This is a genomic window from Ruegeria sp. E8, from assembly GCF_056533985.1.
Genome location: NZ_JBQFOY010000004.1, coordinates 158,223 through 177,226, shown reverse-complemented (window position 1 = coordinate 177,226; position 19,004 = coordinate 158,223). Strand labels below are relative to the sequence as shown.

The 19,004-nt window shown below is 57.3% G+C and carries 22 protein-coding genes; 16 read left to right on the top strand and 6 right to left on the bottom strand.

Going from position 1 to position 19,004, the window contains the following annotated elements:
• Positions 1–277 precede the first annotated feature (277 nt).
• The gene (gene mdh / locus ACR0LF_RS07685) at positions 278–1,240 is read right to left on the bottom strand and encodes a malate dehydrogenase (protein ID WP_480579316.1); all 963 of its coding nucleotides are present in this window, start codon (positions 1,238–1,240) and stop codon (positions 278–280) included.
• 161 nt (positions 1,241–1,401) lie between these two features.
• Between mdh and ACR0LF_RS07680 the strand changes: the two genes are divergently transcribed.
• Complete coding sequence (locus ACR0LF_RS07680; protein WP_480579314.1) at positions 1,402–2,157, top strand: sulfite exporter TauE/SafE family protein; 756 nt, start codon at positions 1,402–1,404, stop codon at positions 2,155–2,157.
• Here the strand turns inward: ACR0LF_RS07680 and ACR0LF_RS07675 are convergent, their stop codons facing one another.
• The gene (locus ACR0LF_RS07675; protein ID WP_480579312.1) at positions 2,158–2,463 is read right to left on the bottom strand and encodes a hypothetical protein; all 306 of its coding nucleotides are present in this window, start codon (positions 2,461–2,463) and stop codon (positions 2,158–2,160) included.
• Between the two features lie 172 nt (positions 2,464–2,635).
• Here ACR0LF_RS07675 and ACR0LF_RS07670 point away from each other — a divergent pair, with 172 nt between their 5' ends.
• From ACR0LF_RS07670 to ACR0LF_RS07620, 11 genes are all read left to right on the top strand, one after another.
• Positions 2,636–3,493, top strand: a complete 858-nt coding sequence (locus ACR0LF_RS07670) for an HpcH/HpaI aldolase/citrate lyase family protein (RefSeq protein ID WP_480579310.1) — start codon at positions 2,636–2,638, stop codon at positions 3,491–3,493.
• A gap of 6 nt (positions 3,494–3,499) precedes the next feature.
• Entirely contained in the window at positions 3,500–4,054 is a 555-nt protein-coding gene (locus tag ACR0LF_RS07665) for an NnrU family protein (protein WP_480579308.1), read from the top strand.
• 12 nt (positions 4,055–4,066) lie between these two features.
• Positions 4,067–4,273: a DUF1737 domain-containing protein gene (locus ACR0LF_RS07660; RefSeq protein ID WP_480579306.1), complete on the top strand. Its 207-nt coding sequence runs from the start codon at positions 4,067–4,069 to the stop codon at positions 4,271–4,273.
• On the top strand, positions 4,273–5,301 hold the full coding sequence (locus ACR0LF_RS07655; protein WP_480579304.1) for a MaoC family dehydratase: 1,029 nt from the start codon (positions 4,273–4,275) through the stop codon (positions 5,299–5,301). The genes ACR0LF_RS07660 and ACR0LF_RS07655 overlap by 1 nt, the downstream gene beginning before the upstream one ends.
• A gap of 54 nt (positions 5,302–5,355) precedes the next feature.
• Complete coding sequence (locus ACR0LF_RS07650) at positions 5,356–6,018, top strand: DUF1194 domain-containing protein (RefSeq protein ID WP_480579302.1); 663 nt, start codon at positions 5,356–5,358, stop codon at positions 6,016–6,018.
• 215 nt (positions 6,019–6,233) lie between these two features.
• The gene (gene sdhC, locus ACR0LF_RS07645; protein ID WP_480579300.1) at positions 6,234–6,620 is read left to right on the top strand and encodes a succinate dehydrogenase, cytochrome b556 subunit; all 387 of its coding nucleotides are present in this window, start codon (positions 6,234–6,236) and stop codon (positions 6,618–6,620) included.
• Positions 6,621–6,633: 13 nt separating this feature from the next.
• Positions 6,634–7,005, top strand: coding sequence for a succinate dehydrogenase, hydrophobic membrane anchor protein (sdhD, locus tag ACR0LF_RS07640; RefSeq protein ID WP_480579298.1), 372 nt, complete (start codon positions 6,634–6,636; stop codon positions 7,003–7,005).
• 18 nt (positions 7,006–7,023) lie between these two features.
• A complete protein-coding gene (sdhA, locus tag ACR0LF_RS07635) occupies positions 7,024–8,829 on the top strand; it encodes a succinate dehydrogenase flavoprotein subunit (RefSeq protein ID WP_480579296.1) in 1,806 nt (601 codons plus the stop codon).
• Between the two features lie 96 nt (positions 8,830–8,925).
• The gene (locus tag ACR0LF_RS07630; RefSeq protein WP_480579294.1) at positions 8,926–9,552 is read left to right on the top strand and encodes a sulfotransferase; all 627 of its coding nucleotides are present in this window, start codon (positions 8,926–8,928) and stop codon (positions 9,550–9,552) included.
• Between the two features lie 13 nt (positions 9,553–9,565).
• Positions 9,566–10,345 (top strand): succinate dehydrogenase iron-sulfur subunit, encoded by a 780-nt coding sequence (locus ACR0LF_RS07625; RefSeq protein ID WP_480579292.1) that lies wholly within the window; start codon positions 9,566–9,568, stop codon positions 10,343–10,345.
• Positions 10,346–10,466: 121 nt separating this feature from the next.
• The gene (locus ACR0LF_RS07620; RefSeq protein ID WP_480579290.1) at positions 10,467–10,607 is read left to right on the top strand and encodes a hypothetical protein; all 141 of its coding nucleotides are present in this window, start codon (positions 10,467–10,469) and stop codon (positions 10,605–10,607) included.
• A 116-nt stretch (positions 10,608–10,723) separates the two neighbouring features.
• Here the strand turns inward: ACR0LF_RS07620 and ACR0LF_RS07615 are convergent, their stop codons facing one another.
• Complete coding sequence (locus ACR0LF_RS07615) at positions 10,724–10,969, bottom strand: hypothetical protein (protein WP_480579582.1); 246 nt, start codon at positions 10,967–10,969, stop codon at positions 10,724–10,726.
• Between ACR0LF_RS07615 and ACR0LF_RS07610 the strand changes: the two genes are divergently transcribed.
• Positions 10,899–11,762, top strand: coding sequence for an urea carboxylase-associated family protein (locus tag ACR0LF_RS07610; protein WP_480579288.1), 864 nt, complete (start codon positions 10,899–10,901; stop codon positions 11,760–11,762). The two genes, ACR0LF_RS07615 and ACR0LF_RS07610, sit on opposite strands and share 71 nt — an antisense overlap.
• Before the next feature lie 33 nt (positions 11,763–11,795).
• Here ACR0LF_RS07610 and deoD read toward each other — a convergent pair whose 3' ends face one another.
• The 3 genes from deoD to ACR0LF_RS07595 all read right to left on the bottom strand — a co-directional run bounded on the left by deoD (position 11,796) and on the right by ACR0LF_RS07595 (position 15,028).
• On the bottom strand, positions 11,796–12,506 hold the full coding sequence (gene deoD, locus ACR0LF_RS07605) for a purine-nucleoside phosphorylase (RefSeq protein ID WP_480579286.1): 711 nt from the start codon (positions 12,504–12,506) through the stop codon (positions 11,796–11,798).
• A 19-nt stretch (positions 12,507–12,525) separates the two neighbouring features.
• Positions 12,526–12,843, bottom strand: a complete 318-nt coding sequence (locus tag ACR0LF_RS07600; protein WP_480579284.1) for an H-NS histone family protein — start codon at positions 12,841–12,843, stop codon at positions 12,526–12,528.
• 124 nt (positions 12,844–12,967) lie between these two features.
• Positions 12,968–15,028 (bottom strand): methylmalonyl-CoA mutase family protein, encoded by a 2,061-nt coding sequence (locus ACR0LF_RS07595; RefSeq protein WP_480579282.1) that lies wholly within the window; start codon positions 15,026–15,028, stop codon positions 12,968–12,970.
• 51 nt (positions 15,029–15,079) lie between these two features.
• Between ACR0LF_RS07595 and ACR0LF_RS07590 the strand changes: the two genes are divergently transcribed.
• The 3 genes from ACR0LF_RS07590 to ACR0LF_RS07580 all read left to right on the top strand — a co-directional run bounded on the left by ACR0LF_RS07590 (position 15,080) and on the right by ACR0LF_RS07580 (position 18,951).
• On the top strand, positions 15,080–16,444 hold the full coding sequence (locus ACR0LF_RS07590) for a 1-acyl-sn-glycerol-3-phosphate acyltransferase (RefSeq protein WP_480579576.1): 1,365 nt from the start codon (positions 15,080–15,082) through the stop codon (positions 16,442–16,444).
• A gap of 135 nt (positions 16,445–16,579) precedes the next feature.
• Positions 16,580–17,863, top strand: coding sequence for a crotonyl-CoA carboxylase/reductase (gene ccrA / locus ACR0LF_RS07585; RefSeq protein ID WP_480579280.1), 1,284 nt, complete (start codon positions 16,580–16,582; stop codon positions 17,861–17,863).
• A 368-nt stretch (positions 17,864–18,231) separates the two neighbouring features.
• Entirely contained in the window at positions 18,232–18,951 is a 720-nt protein-coding gene (locus ACR0LF_RS07580; protein ID WP_480579278.1) for a helix-turn-helix transcriptional regulator, read from the top strand.
• The last annotated feature ends 53 nt before the right edge of the window (positions 18,952–19,004 follow it).

Sequence of the window (19,004 nt, the reverse complement as noted above, 5' to 3'; positions counted from 1 at the left end):
CCGTTATAGGGGTGTCTAGCGGGCAAGTATAAAGGGTTTTTTGACGTAGAACGGGAATTTCACGAAGATTTTCAGTATTTGTGATCACAGGTTTTTGGGGTGTGATCACAAATTTTCCGAAGTTATGAATTGATTCGAGAAACTTGCGCAGCCTTAGGAAATCACATTCAAAAAAGGGATTTGCGACGTTTGCGCCAACAATTGCGATCGGATTCAGTAGGGGCAAAAAAACCGGCCCAGAATTGGGCCGGTCTCAATATCGGGTTGTGTGATGGTTTTAGGCCAGCGAGCTGTCGATGCCCTTGCAGGCGTCGATCAGGCCCTTTACGGCGTTCACCGAGTTGTCGAAACCGGCCTGCTCGTCTTCGTTCAACTTGATGTCTACGATGCGCTCAACACCACCTGCACCGATGACGGTCGGAACACCAACATAGAGCCCATCTACACCCAGTTCGCCATTGCAGTAGGCGGCGCAGGGCAGAACGCGTTTCTGATCTTTCAGATAGGCTTCGGCCATTTCAATCGCCGAAGTCGCCGGCGCGTAATAAGCAGAACCGGTTTTCAGCAGGCCAACGATTTCGGCGCCGCCGTCGCGGGTGCGCTGCACGATGGCGTCCAGCTTGTCCTGTGTGGTCCAGCCCATCTCAACCAGATCGGGCAGCGGGATACCGGCAACGGTCGAGTAACGGACCGAAGGCACCATGGTGTCGCCGTGGCCGCCCAGCACGAATGCGGTGACGTCGCGCATCGAGACGTTGAACTCTTCCGACAGGAAGTGTGCAAAGCGGGCCGAATCTAGAACGCCAGCCATGCCGCAGACCTTGTTGTGGGGCAGGCCCGAGAATTCGCGCAGGGCCCAGACCATCGCGTCCAGCGGGTTGGTGATGCAGATCACGAACGCGTCGGGCGCGTGGGCGGCGATGCCTTCGCCAACCGATTTCATGACTTTCAGGTTGATGCCCAGCAGGTCATCGCGGCTCATCCCAGGTTTACGAGCGACACCTGCGGTGACGATGCACACATCCGCGCCGGCGATATCGGCATAGTCGCTGGTGCCTTTCATCGAGGCGTCGAACCCTTCCGAGGGGCCGGACTCGGCAATGTCGAGCGCTTTGCCCTGCGGCAGCCCGTCAGCGATGTCAAACAGGACAACGTCACCCAGTTCTTTGACAGCTGCGAGATGTGCGAGCGTGCCGCCGATGTTCCCCGCGCCGATCAGCGCAATCTTGGGTCTGGCCATTTGGAATATCTCCGGTCGGTATTGAAATCGCGGTTGTGCTAGTCGCTAAAGCGGCAATAAGCAAGAGTTCTGCGGCGTGGCATACAACCGCATACCGTTTGCATGCCCCGGTGTGGTTGCGCTAAACGGCCTGTGAGACAAGCCAATTCAAGGGCCACCGCATGTTCGAATTGAACCTGATGTTTTTTGCTGTGGCGATCCCTGCGGTGATCTTTGCGGGTATTTCAAAGGGCGGCTTTGGCTCGGGCGTGGCCTTTGCATCTTCGTCGATTCTGGCGTTGATACTGGAACCCGGACAGGCGCTGGCGCTTATGCTGCCGATCCTGATGGTGATCGACGTGACCACGTTGGGCCCTTATTGGAAACGGTGGAGCTGGCCGGATTCCCGTCTGCTGATCCTTGGTGCAGTGCCGGGCGTGGTATTGGGCGCGTGGCTTTACCGGGTGACCGATGACGATCTTCTGCGGCTATTGATCGGCGGCATCTCTGTCGGGTTTGTGGTCTGGCACATTGCGCAGACCAAAGGTTTGGTGCGTGGGTTTGCCAAACGTTTGCCACCCTCAGCCGGGTTGTTTGCAGGGCTGGTCGCAGGCTTCACCAGTTTCGTCAGCCACGCCGGAGGCCCCCCTGCGGCCGTTTATTTGCTGTCACAACGTCTGACGAAAACCGAGTTTCAGGCAAGTACGGTGCTTACTTTTTGGGTAATCAATATCGCGAAATTCGTACCCTACGCGTATCTGGGCATGTTCACGTGGCATACGGCGTGGGCCGATCTGCTTCTGACGCCCTTCGCCATTCTTGGGGCGTGGTTGGGTGTCCGGGCACATTTCATGTTGTCCGAACGCCTGTTCTTTGGAATTGCCTATGTGTTGCTTACGATCACCGGCAGCAAGCTGATCTGGGACGCGCTGACCTGATCAGGCATTCGGGGGAAGCGCCTCGGCCAGGTCTTCGTAGGACTGACCCGAGGCCACAAGGCAGGTGATCCCATTGGGCAAGGTCACCGTGATGGTCCAGCTGCCGCTTTGGCTCGAAGCGAAAAGCTCCATAACTGCGCCTTGTCGAGCGAGGCCCACCCCCTGACGCGTTTCACCATAGGTTTCTGCCAATCGCTCCAACACGTCTTCGCGTGGCGCACAGTTCTGACCCTGGGCCTGAGCGTGTTGAGCGGCCAGAACCATAATCCCGAGGCCCATCGTCATATTGAAGAACGTCTTTCGCATCCCGCACCCTATTTTTGATTCCATCTGCCGATCAGGGTGGGGCGCAGGGGGCGAAATTCGGTTAAGGCAAAGCACGTTGCGTCGTTTTCGCTGCAGTGCGGCGATTTTGCGCTTGAACTTTCCGGAAAAAAATGCCCCATTTCGCGCAACTTTATTTCTCTCGGAGAAGCCAATGGACCCGCGTCAGCGCCCTTATCGTTCCGTTCTCTATATTCCCGGCTCAAGAGAGCGGGCGTTGGAAAAGGCGCGCACCTTGCCGGTCGATGCGGTGATTTTCGACCTTGAAGATGCAGTTGCAGCAGACGAGAAACCGGCTGGGCGCGAAACGCTCAGGGCTGCGTTGGCCGCTGGCGGCTATGGCGCACGGGTCAAAATCGTTCGAATCAACGGGCTGGACACCGAATGGGGCCGCGCCGATGCCGAAGCCGTGTGTGACATGGACGCCGATGCGGTTCTGTTGCCCAAGGTGAGTTCGGCCGCCGATGTCGATGCTTTGGCAGCGATTACCGGTGACTTGCCGATCTGGGCGATGATGGAGACCCCGCGTGGCATGCTGAATGCCGCCGAAATTGCCGCGCATCCGCTGATGGCCGGTTTTGTCATGGGCACCAACGATTTGGGCAAGGAATTGCAGACCCGTTTTCGCCCCGACCGCTTGCCCATGATGGCTTCGCTGGGCCTGTGCCTGCTGGCCGCCAAAGCCGAAGGGCTGGTCATCATCGACGGCGTCTATAATGCGTTCAAGGATGTCGAAGGTCTGGCTGCGGAATGCGAACAGGGCCGCGACATGGGTTTCGACGGCAAGACTCTGATCCACCCTGCGCAGGTCGAGGTCGCCAACGCCGTTTTCGCCCCGTCGGATTCGGATATCGACCTGGCCCGCCGTCAGATCTCGGCTTTTGAAGAGGTTAAGGCGCAAGGGCAGGGCGTCGCTGTTGTCGACGGCAAGATCGTGGAAAACCTGCACGTTGCAACCGCCCGCGAAATTCTGGCAAAAGCGGAGGCGATTTCGGCTTTGCAAGCGGGGTAAGCCAGCATGGGCTTTGTTCTTCTGATCCTAGGTGTGGCGCTATGGTGGGCCGCGCATCTGTTAAAGCGGGTGATGCCCGAACGGCGCGCTGCGCTCGGCAATGCGGGTAAGGGCGCTGTCGCGCTGGCTCTGGTCGCGGCGATTCTGTTGATGATCTTCGGCTATCGCATGACCGATTTCATCTATGTCTGGGCTCCGCCGACATTCCTGATTCATGTCAACAATCTGTTGGTGCTGATCGCGATCTTCATGATGAGCCCTGCGGGAACCAAAGGCCGATTGCTGAACAAACTGCGCCATCCGATGTTGGGCGGGTTCAAACTGTGGGCCTTTGCGCATTTGCTGGTGAACGGCGATCTGGCCTCGATCGTCCTGTTCGGTGGGTTGCTGGCCTGGGCTGTGGTCGAGGTGATCGTGATCAACAAATCCGAACCTGACTGGACCCCCGGTGAAGCCGGAACCTACGGCAAGGACGCGATGTTCTTCGTGGCCTCGATCGTGCTGATGGGCATCATCGGATATATTCACGGGCTGGTCGGCCCGTCCCCGTTTGGATCGTAAGGAAAAGATACAATGGCGAAACTCTACCGGCTGCTGACCGAGGAAGACAATTCGGCCTTCTGCCACAAAGTCTCGGATGCACTTGCGAAAGGGTGGGAGCTGCATGGCGACCCGTCCTATGCCTATGACGTCGCAAACAGCGTCATGCGTTGCGCGCAGGCCGTGACCAAAGAGGTCGAGGCCGAGTATTCATCCGAAATGAAACTGGGGCAGCAATAATGGCAAAAACAAATCCGGGCCGCTTTTTCGAGGACTACTCTGTCGGGCAGGTGCTGCAACACGCGGTTCCACGCACGGTGACTGAGGGAGAGCGCGGACTGTATCATGCGCTTTATCCGGCACGTCACGCGCTTTATTCCTCGGACGAATTTGCCCGGGATTGCGGTCTGCCGGAAAGCCCGATCGACGATCTGGCCGCGTTCCACCTGGTGTTCGGCAAGACCGTACCGGATGTTTCGCTGAATGCGGTCGCCAATCTTGGCTATGGTGAAGGCCGCTGGCTGAAACCCGTCTACGCCGGGGATACGTTGCGGTCGGTGTCCGAGGTGATCGGGGTCAAGCAGAACTCCAATGGAAAAACCGGTGTTGTCTGGGTCCGTACCCGTGGGTTGAACCAACTGGACGAAGTGGTCATCGAATACGTTCGCTGGGTCATGGTACGCAAGGCAAACGCGGATGCGCCAGCGCCCGAGACGGTTGTGCCGGACTTGAAAAAAGCGCTTGATCCTAAGGATCTGATTGTGCCTGAAGGACTTGATTTCTCGAACTACGATTTTGCTTTGGCCGGTGAGCCGCATCGTTGGGGCGATTATGAAATCGGCGAGACCATCGACCACGTGGACGGGGTAACCGTGGAAGAGGCCGAGCATATGCTGGCCACCCGTCTGTGGCAGAACACCGCCAAAGTGCATTTCGACCTCACGTTCCGCCCGGAAGGCAGGCTGATCTACGGCGGGCACGTCATTTCGATGGCGCGGACCTTGTCGTTCAACGGGTTGGCGAATGCGCAGATGATTGTCGGCCTGAACGGCGGTTCTCATGCAAACCCGTGTTTCGCGGGTGATACCATCAAGGCCTGGTCCGAAGTTCTGGATAAAGCGGAAACCGGTGTTCCCGGTGTGGGCGCGATCCGTCTGAGGCTGGTGGCGACCAAAGGGGGGGCTCCGTTCGAGTTGAAAAACAATGAGGGGCGGTACCTGCCGGATGTGCTATTGGACCTCGATTACTGGGCACTGATGCCGCAATAGGTGCACTGACGGTTATGTGAACCATTCGCGTGAAAGCCGTGCTAGGTTTGCACCATGCACTTTCTGCGCGCGATATTGGCCAGCGTCTGTCTGGCCCCGGCGGCTCAGGCTTGTGATCTGGCCTTGGCCCTGGCGGTGGATGTTTCCGGCTCAGTCGATAGCCGCGAGTATCGCATACAGATGGACGGGCTGGCTGCCGGTCTGCGCGACCCGATCGTGTCCGAGGCTCTGGTGCGGGGTCAGGCACAATTGATGCTGGTGCAATGGACCGGATCGTCGCGTCAGCGAGTCACGATCCCCTGGACCCGGATCGACAGCTTCGCCGCCTTGGAACAGTTTGCCGATCAGGTTGCCGCTGATCAGCGCGTCTGGCGGAACTTCTCGACCGCGATTGGCGAGGCTCTCCACACGACCCTCGATGCGTTCGACACCGTTTCCGATTGCAGGCGGCATCTGATCGATCTGTCTGGTGATGGCATATCCAATGAAGGGGTCGAGCCGACGCAGGTCCATGCGGCTTTGCGGGATCGCGGAGTTGTCGTTAACGCGCTGGCTATTGAAGAAAGTGAACCGGACCTGACAGCATATTTCTTTGAGAACGTAATCGTGGGTGAAGGTGCCTTTGTCGTATCTGCCGCGGGGTTTGCCGATTACCCGGAAAGAATTCGCCGCAAACTGCTGCGCGAGGTGACGCAACAAACGGCGGGCCTTGAATGACATGTTAAGAGATTCGTGATCACACCCTTTTGGCGTTGAAAACGCTAACATTGATGAGGGGGAATGTGAAATGTGATCACGAGAATATTTTGTGTGATCACATAGCTGAATAATCCGTCAATTTGTGCCGAATTTAGTGGTTTTTGCAGACGCAGCACGTGACAGTGTCGCAAAAACCAGTAAAACGTTCGGTAGCCAACCGAAAAGGAGCCGCCATGGCCGATGTAAATCGGGGCAACCGCCCGCTTTCGCCGCACCTGTCGATCTATCGTCCGCAGCTGACGTCGGTCACGTCCATCCTGACACGTATCACTGGCAACGCCCTTCTCCTGGCCGGGCTGCTGATCGTCTGGTGGTTTCTGGCCGCAGCAACCTCGCCCGAGGCATTCGCCGTTGCGAACGGGGTGATTACTTCGGTGCTTGGCGATCTCGTGATGGCATTGTCTGTTTGGGGTCTTTGGTATCACACGCTGGCGGGTGTACGACACCTGATCTGGGACAATGCGATTGGGCTGGATCTTCCCACAGCGACCAAGCTGGGCTGGGCCGTTGTTATCGGGTCGGTCGTTCTGACCCTTTTGACTCTTGTCATCGTCGCATGATTGGAGGCCTGACATGCGTTATCTGACCGACCGTAAGCGCGCCGCTGGCCTTGGCTCGGCGAAATCCGGCACAGCTCATTTCTGGGCGATGAAAGTCAGCTCGGTGGCTCTGCTGATCCTTGTGCCGTTATTTGTCTTCACATTTGGCCCGGTTCTGGGTCAGCCGTTCGATGTGGTGCTTGAGTATTACTCGCGTCCCTTCCCAGCGATCGTTGCGGCGCTGACGCTTGCGGTTGGCTTCAAGCACTTCGCAGACGGCGCGCAGGTGATGCTGGAAGACTACGTGCATGGCACGCTTGAAAAAGTCCTGATCATTCTGGTGATCTGCCTGTCTTACGGCGCGGCTGCGGCTGGTATCTTCGCCATCGCACGTATTGCCCTTTAATTCCCGGAGCTGAAAGAAATGGCTGCATACGAATACGAAACGCATGAATATGACGTGGTCGTTGTCGGCGCCGGTGGTGCAGGTCTGCGGGCCACACTGGGCATGGCGGAACAGGGGTTGCGCACGGCCTGTGTGACCAAGGTTTTCCCGACACGCTCACACACGGTCGCGGCGCAGGGCGGAATTGCCGCTTCGCTGTCGAACATGGGGCCGGACCATTGGCAGTGGCACATGTATGACACCGTCAAGGGCTCGGACTGGCTGGGTGATACCGACGCGATGGAGTATCTGGCGCGCGAGGCTCCCAAGGCGGTTTATGAATTGGAGCATTACGGCGTTCCCTTCAGCCGGACCGAGGAGGGCAAGATCTATCAGCGCCCCTTTGGTGGCCACACCACCGAATTCGGCGAAGGCCCCGCGGTGCAGCGCACCTGCGCTGCGGCTGACCGGACCGGGCACGCGATCCTTCATACGCTTTATGGCCAGTCGCTGAAAAACAACGCCGAATTCTATATTGAATACTTCGCCATCGACCTGATCATGTCCGACGACGGACAATGTCAGGGTGTCGTCTGCTGGAAGCTGGACGATGGCACGATGCACGTCTTCAACGCCAAGATGGTGGTGCTGGCAACCGGCGGCTATGGCCGGGCCTATTTCAGCGCCACCTCGGCCCATACCTGCACCGGTGACGGTGGCGGCATGGTCGCCCGCGCGGGCCTGGCCCTGCAGGATATGGAGTTCGTTCAGTTCCACCCGACCGGCATCTATGGCTCGGGCTGTCTGATCACCGAAGGCGCACGTGGTGAGGGCGGATATCTGACCAACTCGGAAGGCGAGCGGTTCATGGAGCGCTACGCGCCCCAGTACAAGGATCTGGCACCACGCGATTACGTCTCGCGTTCGATGACCATGGAAATCCGCGAAGGCCGGGGCCATGGCGAGAATGGCGACCACATTCACCTGAACCTCAGCCACCTGCCCGCCGAGGCGCTGGCCGAGCGACTGCCGGGTATTTCGGAATCGGCGCGCGTATTTGCCGGGGTGGACGTGACCCGTGAACCGATCCCGGTTCTGCCGACCGTGCACTATAACATGGGCGGTATCCCGACGAACTATTGGGGTGAGGTTCTGAATCCCACCGCCGACGATCCGACTGCAGTTGTTCCGGGCCTGATGGCCGTCGGCGAAGCCGGTTGCGCCTCGGTCCATGGGGCGAACCGTCTGGGATCGAACTCGTTGATCGACCTTGTGGTGTTTGGCCGCGCGGCCGCGATCCGCGCCGGTAAGGTTGTCGATGCCGAAGCGTCGAACCCGGTTCTGAACCAGGCATCGGTTGACAAAGCCTTTGATCGGTTTGATGCCGTTCGCAATGCCAGCGGCTCGGTCCCGACCGCGGACCTGCGGCTTGAGATGCAGAAAACCATGCAGGCCGACGCAGCTGTGTTCCGGACCGCCAAGACAATGGCAGAAGGCGTCGAAAAGATGACCGCGATTGCCGCCAAGATGGACGATCTGAAAGTCACCGACCGTTCGCTGGTCTGGAACAGCGACCTGATGGAGACGCTGGAACTGACCAACCTGATGCCCAACGCGCTGGCCACCATTGTCGGCGCCGAGGCGCGCAAGGAATCCCGTGGCGCCCACGCGCATGAGGATTTCTCAGAGCGTGATGACGAAAACTGGCGTGTTCACACGGTCAGCCGGGTTGAGGGCAACGAGGTCGAGCTTAGCTATCGTCCAGTCATCGTGGATCCTCTGACTACCGAGGAGCAAGGCGGTATCAGCCTGCAGAAAATCGCGCCCAAGGCGCGGACGTTCTAAGGGGCTGGGACGTCAGGCAATGGTGTGTAGGCGCCCGATATCCACGGACTTCACCTGGGCCTTAGGCCAGCAGGCAGCGCGTATCTGGTGCTTGCCATGACGGTTGAGGTTTTGAGTTCAGGGAAAAGCGATCCCAAGATCATTCTGATTGGCCTCAATCGGTGCGCGACGACTTCGTTCCACAAGCTGTTTCAGAACAGCGGAATCCCGTCATTGCATTGGAAAGATGAGCAGGGTCAGAACCTGGCACAGCGCATGATGACCAACATCGCCATGGGGCGCAAACCGCTGAGCGGATTTGGAGCGGTAAGAGCGTTCACGGACATTGCCTTCGTCAATGCGCGCTTCATGCTGGACGGTGCGCGATTATTCCGGGATCTGCACGCCGCTTACCCGGATGCCTACTTTCTTCTGAATACGCGAAACCGGGATGACTGGATTGCGTCGCGTGCCAACCATACCAAGGGCGGTTATCTGGAACGCTGCTGCGCGGCCAATGGCCAAACAGCTGAAGAGGTGAAACAAGGCTGGGCGCATATGTACGATGTGCACCATGCCGAGGTTGAGACCTATTTTGACGGCAACCCGCACTTTCTGCGTTTTGACATCGACCGGGATGACCCGCAGGCTGTCGCCGATTGGTTGTCTTCGGATTTTGACGTGAACATTGCCCATTGGGGGCACTATAATCGAGGCGCGGCTGATCGCGCCCGGACAGGCTGAATGGAGAATTGACATGGTTCAACTGACCCTGCCCAAGAATTCCCGGATCACCACCGGTAAGACCTGGCCCAAGCCAGAAGGCGCCACCAACGTGCGCAAGTTCCAGATCTATCGCTGGAACCCAGATGACGGTCAGAACCCCCGTGTCGATACGTATTTCGTTGACATGGATACGTGCGGGCCGATGATTTTGGATGCGCTGATCAAGATCAAGAACGAGATTGATCCAACCCTGACATTCCGCCGGTCGTGCCGCGAAGGCATCTGTGGTTCCTGCGCGATGAACATCGACGGGATCAACACGCTGGCCTGTATATATGGCATGGATGAGATCAAGGGCGACGTAAAGATTTACCCGCTGCCGCATATGCCGGTGGTCAAGGACCTGATCCCCGATCTGACCCATTTCTACGCGCAGCATGCCTCGATCATGCCGTGGCTGGAAACCAAGACCAACCGCCCCGCGAAGGAATGGAAGCAGTCCATCGAAGATCGCAAAAAGCTGGATGGCCTATATGAATGCGTGATGTGCGCCAGCTGCTCGACCTCGTGCCCCAGCTATTGGTGGAACGGCGATCGCTATCTTGGCCCGGCCGCGTTGCTTCACGCTTATCGCTGGATCATCGACAGTCGGGACGAAGCGACAGGAGAGCGTTTGGACGAGCTGGAAGATCCCTTCAAGCTTTATCGTTGCCACACCATCATGAACTGCGCCAAGACTTGTCCGAAGGGATTGAACCCGGCACAGGCGATTGCCGAAATCAAGAAAATGATGGTCGAGCGCGCGGTCTGAGCGCGCGGACGGTTTGCAATAACCGCATGGCAAACTTGCAAAATCAGGCGATGCGGCCCGTGCTGCGTTGCCTTATTTTTTGGGCAGGGAGGAGTGATGAGATTGAATCAGGATCACTCCAATGAAATCAGAAACCTCCAATCAAAAAGTCGACGCCCAAGAGGCGTTGGAACTGCTTGAACAGGCATGGGCCTACTACATGCCGGAGCCCGTGAAAGCGGACAAAGAACCCGACCTGTTCGAATACGCAAATGCGGCCTGATACGAGGACGCAAGGCTTGAAATACGACGGTTAATCAGCAAAGCAGAGGAATGCCTGTTCTTCTGCTTCTTCTGGCGGCCGGTGTGTTTGCCTATTTTGTCTGGCGCTCGCGCCATTCAGGGCTGACGCGCGATTGCCGGTGGCGGCAAGACAAAAGCCATGGCGTCTGGCGGTGCAGCTTCTGCGGGGCGGAAATCGCAGGTCAAGATCAACCGCTGCGATGTGCGAAGACGCGTGATCTCTGAAGGTTCCGACTTTTCAGGGCCAGAGTAATGCGCCACTCTGCGGACCATGACCGGTTCCGAAAACCCCATCCGCCCACCCGAAGACGCCGACGCACGCCGTGCGGTTGCCCCTGTCATTTGTTATCCTAACGACGCATTGCCGCGACCAGATGTGACGTGGATGAGATCCCTGCGCCAACGTGCGGTCAAAACAGGTGAGGTGCTGGTTCCTCCGCGCGATGCGCGTTGTTTCGAAGTTCCGGCGGGGCACTTCTTTCGCATTACTTCAATCGAAGGTCCGCAGGTTGGCGATCTGAACCTGTGGAACCGCAATGATCTGTCCGAGCGGTTTTATTCCGGAAAAACCCGAGCGCTGCATGGCACACATCTGACCACAGGAGAGCGGATGTGGTCCAGTTTCCCTCACCTGCGCCCGATGGCCACGATCATTGCAGACACGCTGGAATGGTACGGGATCGACGCTTATGGCGGCTCGGTTCATGACGTGATCGGTACGCGGTGCGATCCGTATACAGGCAACCTGTTGTCGGGCACGCAGTACCACCATTGTTGCCACTCCAACCTGACCCGCGCATTGGCGGATCATTTGAAGATTCCTCTGCCCGAAGCCGAAAAAGCGGTGCACGACGTTCTGAATGTCTTCATGTGCACGGGCTTTACCCGGGACACGGGTCAGTACTTCATGAAAGCCTCACCTGTGCGTCCCGGCGACTATCTTGAGTTCTTTGCCGAGATTGATCTGCTTGGCAACCTGAGCGCCTGTCCGGGTGGGGATTGTTCGTCCGAGCATTCCTCGGACACGGCCGCCTGCTTCCCGTTGCTGGTCGAGGTTTTTGCCCCGATTGACGGCGATTTGAACGGGTGGGAAAGCCCGGCGCGCAACGGGTATGATCGCACGCACGGGCGGTAATACTGGCGGGCACCGTATGGTGCCCTCGTCCCATTAGCTGGTCGGGAACGCAGCCTGAAGCGCGATTTCCACCATCTCGCCAAAGCTGCTTTCGCGCTCGGACGAAGGCAGGGCCTCGCCTGTCAGCAGGTGATCGGACACGGTAAGTACGGCCAAGGCCCGGCACTTGTGACGCGCGGCAAGTATGTACAGCTCGGCCGCTTCCATCTCGACCCCCAGAATACCGTGACGCACCATCTGTTCGTTCAGGTCCGGGCGCTCGTCATAGAAAACATCTGACGAATAGATCCCGCCAACATGGGTCGGCGTTCCCTTTGCCGCCGCTGCAATCGCCGCGGCCTGCAACAAATCCCAGTCGGCGCAGGGTGCAAAGTTGAGCTCTTTCATGATCCCGCGCGACGGGGTGCTTAGCGTGGTTGACGTCATGGCAAGAATAACGTCGCGAATTTTAACGCTTTCCTGCATTCCACCGCATGATCCAATGCGGATCAGGGTCTTCGCACCGTAATCTCGAATCAACTCGTTTACGTAAATTGAAAGAGAAGGCATTCCCATGCCACTTCCCTGTATCGTCACAGGGTTTCCCTTCCAGTTTCCGGTAAAGCCAAGCATTCCCCGAACGTTATTGACCAGTTTGACGTCATCCAAAAACGTCTCGGCTGCCCATTTTGCCCGGTAGGGATCACCCGGCAACAGAACGGTTTCTGCTATTTCGCCTTTTTCAGCGCCAATATGAATTGTCATTTTTTCCGAAACGCTCTGATTAGATTTCCAAATCAGAAATATCTGCACCTGCAGTCAATGCGTCATGCACCCATTGAGGCTTGCGACCACGGCCGGTCCAGGTTTGTTCTGGGTTTGCCGGGTTGCGATATTTTGCCTTTGTTTTCGATGATTTAGCGCTTCTCGATCCATCGCCAGACAGCTCGGACAGAGAGAAGCCGAATTCCGCGGCTGCTTTTTCGGCCGCTTTCAAAGCTGCTTGACGTTCGCGCTTTTCGGCACTTTCCAGTGCTTTTTCTACGTCACTTCGCAGAGCCAAAAGGTCTTTGCGGGACATTTGTTCAAGATTGATCCCCATCATTCATCTCCATTAAATTTGAATTACGGTGCACATGATCGCGCACCGTAATTCCAAAACACGGTTTATTCCATCCCAAATATGTAAGGGGCAGAAACGGGGAAAAAGCGTTTTAAAACCTCAGTTATTCTGCTGCGAGGTTTTTGGGGTCCACCAAGGTCACAATATCGCCCATGATCGCGTTAAGCTCAAAGTTTTTCGGGGTATAGACCTTAGCCACGCCCATATTTTTGAGTTTTTCGGCATCCTCGTCCGGGATGATTCCACCGACCACTACAGGAATATGCAGCAGGCCCGCCTTTTTCAGACGATCCAGAACGTCTTCTACCAACGGCAGGTGGCTGCCGGACAGGATCGACAGCCCAATGACATGCGCGTCATCTTCGCGGGCAGCGGCAACGATTTCCTCGGGCGTAAGGCGAATGCCCTCATAGCTGATGTCCATGCCGCAATCGCGGGCGCGGAAGGCAATCTGTTCGGCGCCGTTGGAATGGCCGTCCAACCCGGGTTTGCCCACCAGGAACTTCAAACGGCGCCCCAGCTTGTCGCTGACGGCGTCAACGGCTGCGCGTAGATCGTCCAGCCCTTCGGTCTTATTGGAGACGGACCCCGAGACACCGGTCGGACCGCGATAGGTGCCATAGACCTTGCGCATCTCTTCGGCCCATTCACCCGTTGTTACGCCTGCCTTGGCAGCGGCAATGGACGGTTCCATGACGTTTGCCCCGGTCTGTGCCGCTTCGCGCAACGCTGCCAAGGTGGCTGCCACTGCGGCTTCGTCCCGCTCGGTGCGCCACGCGTTCAGGCGGTCGATTTGCTCCTGTTCCACCGCTGGGTCAACGACCATGATGCCACCGTCTTCGGTTTGCAGCGGGGAGGCTTCACCTTCCATCCATTTGTTTACACCGACAACAACTGTTTCGTTGCGTTCGATCCGGTTCAGGCGTTCGGCGTTGGAATCCACAAGGCGGGATTTCATGTATTCAATTGATGCAACCGCGCCACCCATCGAATCCAGGTTGGCCAGTTCTGCCCGCGCACCTGTCTTCAGTTCTTCGACTTTGGCATCAACGGCCGGGTTGCCATCGAACAGGTCATCAAACTCCAGCAAATCGGTTTCATAGGCCAGAATCTGCTGCATCCGCATCGACCATTGCTGGTCCCAGGGGCGCGGCAGGCCAAGCGCCTCGTTCCAGGCGGGCAATTGCACGGCGCGCGCGCGTGCGTTTTTCGAGAGGGTCACAGCCAGCATCTCGATCAGAATGCGGTAGACGTTGTTTTCAGGCTGTTGCTCGGTCAGGCCAAGCGAGTTCACCTGCACGCCATAGCGGAATCGGCGGAACTTCGGGTTCTCAACGCCATAGCGCTGTTGCAGAATCTCATCCCAAAGGTCGACGAATGCGCGCATTTTGCACATTTCGGTGACAAAGCGGATGCCTGCGTTCACAAAGAACGAAATTCGACCGCACAGGGCCGGGAAATCCTCGGCCGGAACGCGGGGGCGCAACTCGTCCAACACGGCAATGGCTGTGGCCAGCGCATATGCGAGCTCCTGTTCCGGTGTCGCCCCTGCCTCTTGCAGGTGGTACGAGCACACATTCATCGGGTTCCACTTTGGGACGTTGGTATAGCAATACTCGGCCACATCCGCGATCATCTTCAGCGACGGTTTGGGCGGGCACACATAAGTACCGCGGCTCAGATATTCCTTGATCAGATCGTTCTGAACCGTGCCCTGCAGTTTCGAGACATCCGCGCCCTGTTCCTCGGCCACTGCGATATAAAGGGCAAGCAACCAAGGCGCTGTCGCATTGATCGTCATCGACGTGTTCATTTGCTCCAGCGGGATTTGGTCGAACAAAACCCGCATGTCACCCAGATGGCAGACCGGTACGCCGACTTTGCCGACTTCGCCGCGCGCCAGCGTGTGGTCGCTGTCATATCCGGTTTGCGTTGGCAGATCGAAGGCAACCGAAAGGCCGGTTTGTCCCTTTGCAAGGTTGCCGCGATACAGCGCGTTCGAGGCCTTGGCGGTGGAATGACCGGCATAGGTTCGGATGAGCCAGGGGCGATCTTTCTGCGTCTGCGTCATAGCGGGGCCTCGCGTTTCGGTGGGCAATAAAATTACGTCTTGGGGTTCTAAAGCGCAATTTTCGGGACATGTCAATTCGCTGCGTTGCGGCATCCTGCAATTGTTCAGATTGTGAGTGGCCGCGATTGGTGGCAATGTGCGGCCATGATGCAAACCGTGGAACTTCCGCTTTGGCTTTTCATGCTGATCGTGGTCTTTGCCATGGTCACTTTCGCATCGCATTTCCTGTTCCCGTCTGTTCGCTGGTTCTTTCGCCGTCGGCTAGAGCGCGCGGTGGTGCGGCTGAACCAGCGCCTGCAACGCCCGATCCAACCTTTCAAGCTGGCCGGTCGACATGACATGATTCAGCGGCTGATTTATGATCCGCAGGTGGGGCAAGCGGTTCAGCAGCACGCCCGCGAAACCGGTATACCCGAAGCCGTCGCGTCTGAGCAGGCGCGCCGTTATGCCCGCGAGATCGTGCCTTCCTTTTCGGCCTTCGCCTATTTCAGCTTTGCGATCCGACTGGCCCGGCTGCTAAGCAACACGTTCTACGAGGTACGGCTTAGCTACGAAGACGAAGAGGCGATCCAGAATATCGACCCTGATGCAACGGTCGTTTTCGTCATGAACCACCGAAGCAACATGGATTACGTGCTGGTTACCTATCTGGCAGCCCGGCATTCAGCATTGTCCTATGCGGTGGGAGAGTGGGCACGGGTCTGGCCGCTGAGCCGATTGATCCGGGCAATGGGCGCCTACTTCATCCGCCGCAAGTCCGGCAGCGAGCTCTATCGCCAGGTTCTGTCCACCTATGTGCGCCATGCGACCGAAGCTGGTGTGACACAGGCCATGTTTCCAGAAGGCGGGTTGAGCCTGACGGGCGCGCTCGCCCGCCCAAAGCTTGGATTGCTCAAGTACATTATGGACGGGACGTCGCCTCAGGGCCGTGATGTGGTCTTTGTACCGGTTGCACTGAATTACGACCGCGTTCTGGAAGACACCATCCTGACCCGAGCCGCACTTGGGACAGAGCGGCGATTCCGGGCCCGGATCGGTGTAATCACGCGCTGGATTCTCAAGCAGCTTTGGCGACGTTTAATCGGGCGATACAAACGGTTTGGTCTGGCGTCGGTTCGCTACGGGCAGCCAATTTCTCTGAAAGAATTCCGGGCTAGTGGTAGTGACGACATGATGACCGATCTGGCGCGGGCACTGATGCAGCGTATCCAGAACGCTATCCCGCTGGTACCGGCCCCTGCGGCCTGTTTGCTGGTCCGGGACAATGGGCCGATGCCTGAAAAGGAAGTGTTGTCACACATTCAACAGATGATGGAGCGTGATAACCAGCAATCCAAAGACAACGCGCAGGCCATATCAAACGCCTTGGATCAGTTGGTTGAACGCCGGATTCTGGGCCGCCAGGGGCATATGCTGACGGTATCGGGTGAGCGAAGCGATCTATTAGACTATTATGCGGCTTCTGCGCCAGTTGGGTCCGGCAGTGAAAATTCTGCAGTCGCAAAATGACTTTCTGCATCCGCTGGGTCATAAAATTACAAATCAACGCCAAAAACGGTTGCAATATTACGCGATGGTCAATATTTCAGTCCGTGAAGCGCGCGATTCTGCGTCGCGGCAAAGGTATTGATAGAGGAGGCCAGCATGGCTTTGGACACCGAAAGTGGTATCGCGTCGTACGAGGCACCCGAAAAAGATCTCTATGAAATGGGCGAAATCCCCCCGATGGGATATGTCCCAAAGCAAATGTACGCCTGGGCCATCCGCAAGGAGCGCCATGGCGAGCCGAACACGGCCATGCAGCAGGAAGTCGTTGATATCCCGACTCTGGACAGCAACGAAGTGCTGGTTCTGGTTATGGCTGCCGGCGTGAACTACAACGGTGTCTGGGCCGCTCTGGGTCAGCCGATCAGCCCGTTTGATGGCCACAAGGCCCCTTATCACATCGCCGGTTCGGACGCATCGGGCATCGTTTGGGCGGTTGGCGACAAGGTAAAGCGCTGGAAAGTGGGCGATGAGGTTGTCATCCATTGCAACCAGGACGATGGCGATGACGAAGAATGCAACGGCGGCGATCCGATGTATTCAACCAGCCAGCGGATCTGGGGATATGAGACTCCGGACGGTTCGTTCAGCCAGTTTACCCGCGTGCAGGCTCAGCAGCTGATGCCGCGTCCCAAGCACCTGACATGGGAAGAAGCCGCGTGCTACACTCTGACGCTGGCCACTGCGTACCGGATGCTGTTTGGCCACGAGCCGCACGATCTGAAACCGGGCCAGAACGTTTTGGTCTGGGGCGCGTCGGGCGGTCTCGGTTCCTATGCGATCCAGCTGATCAACACCGCCGGAGCAAATGCGATCGGTGTGATCTCGGACGAAAGCAAACGTGATTTCGTGATGGGGCTGGGTGCCAAAGGCGTACTAAACCGCCGCGACTTTAACTGCTGGGGTCAGCTGCCTACAGTGAACACGCCGGAATATGCCGAATGGTTCAAAGAGGCCCGCAAATTCGGCAAGGCGATCTGGGACATCACCGGCAAAGGCAACAATGTCGATATGGTGTTCGAGCACCCGGGTGAAAGCACCTTCCCGGTATCGACCTTCGTGGTGAAAAAAGGCGGCATGGTGGTGATTTGCGCCGGAACCTCGGGTTTCAACTGCACGTTCGATGTGCGTTACATGTGGATGCACCAGAAGCGCCTGCAGGGTTCGCATTTTGCTCATTTGAAACAGGCGGCCGCTGCGAACAAGCTGATGGTCGAACGCCGACTGGACCCCTGCATGTCCGAGGTATTCGCCTGGAACGACCTGCCGGAAGCGCATATGAAAATGCTGCGGAACGAACACAAGCCGGGCAACATGTCCGTTCTGGTTCAGGCGCCCCGCACCGGATTGCGCACCCTTGAAGAAGTCCTGGACGCAGGCTGATCGCCTTTAGGGGATTTAGACAAAAAACACCCGCGAATCGCCTTGCCGCTTCGCGGGTGTTTTGCGTTCTTCAGACCTCTGATGATCTTTCAAATGCTTGCGTTTTCGCCCATCGCTATTTTTGGGGAGTAGAAACCGGTGAATAGGACGAAAAAGATCATACATGTTATGGTTGTGTTAACCCTTCGTTAACTGTTTCAGAGAGACCCTGATGGCGCAAAATGAGTGGATATTGGACGTATTGTCGGACCTCAACGCTTTCGCCGTTGCGAACGGGTTGAGCGCGCTTGCAGAACAGCTTGATGACACAAGACTGATCGCCGCGGCCGAGATTGCGTCCTTGAAGAACGAGGCACGGGCGCCCGCGGATGGGAAAGAAGGTCGATTTGGGTCAAATCCTGCAGGATTTGGAAAACACCAACACGCTTGAAGAACTCAGCATCGTTGCCGAGCGTCTGCGCGGCACATTGAAGGTTGAACACCTGACGTATCACTGGGTCGACGGTGCCGGAGACCAGTACGGCTATACCACCTATTCCGACGCATGGGATGAGCGGTACAGGGAAAAAAACTACCACCGCATAGATCCTGTCATCCTGGGGTGTTTCCAACGATTTCACCCGGTTGACTGGAAGTCTCTGGATTGGTCCGGCAAAGTGGCCAAAGCCTTCCTTCAGGATGCGCAGAGCCATGGTGTTGGCAATCAGGGGTATTCCATCCCGATCCGGGGGCCGAATGGTCAGTTCGCTTTGTTTACGGTGAACCACAGTTGCGACGATCACAGCTGGCAAGACTTCATCTCGACCTATGGGCGCGAATTGATCCTTGTTGCGCACTACATAAATCGCAAAGCGCTGGAATTTGAAAAAGACAGGCAACCGGACTCAACCCGCAGCTTGTCCCCGAGGGAAATTGACGCGATCACCCTTTTGGCATTGGGTTACAGTCGCGCCCAGGTGGCGCATTCCCTGTCGATTTCCGAGCACACGTTGCGCGTGTATATCGAGAGCGCACGGTCCAAATTGGGCGCCCATAACACCACCCATGCAATCGCCACGGCGCTTAGCCGAGGATTAATAGTGGTTTAAGGACCGGGCGGCCTCCACACGCTATATTAACCACGACTCTGTACCCCCTTCGT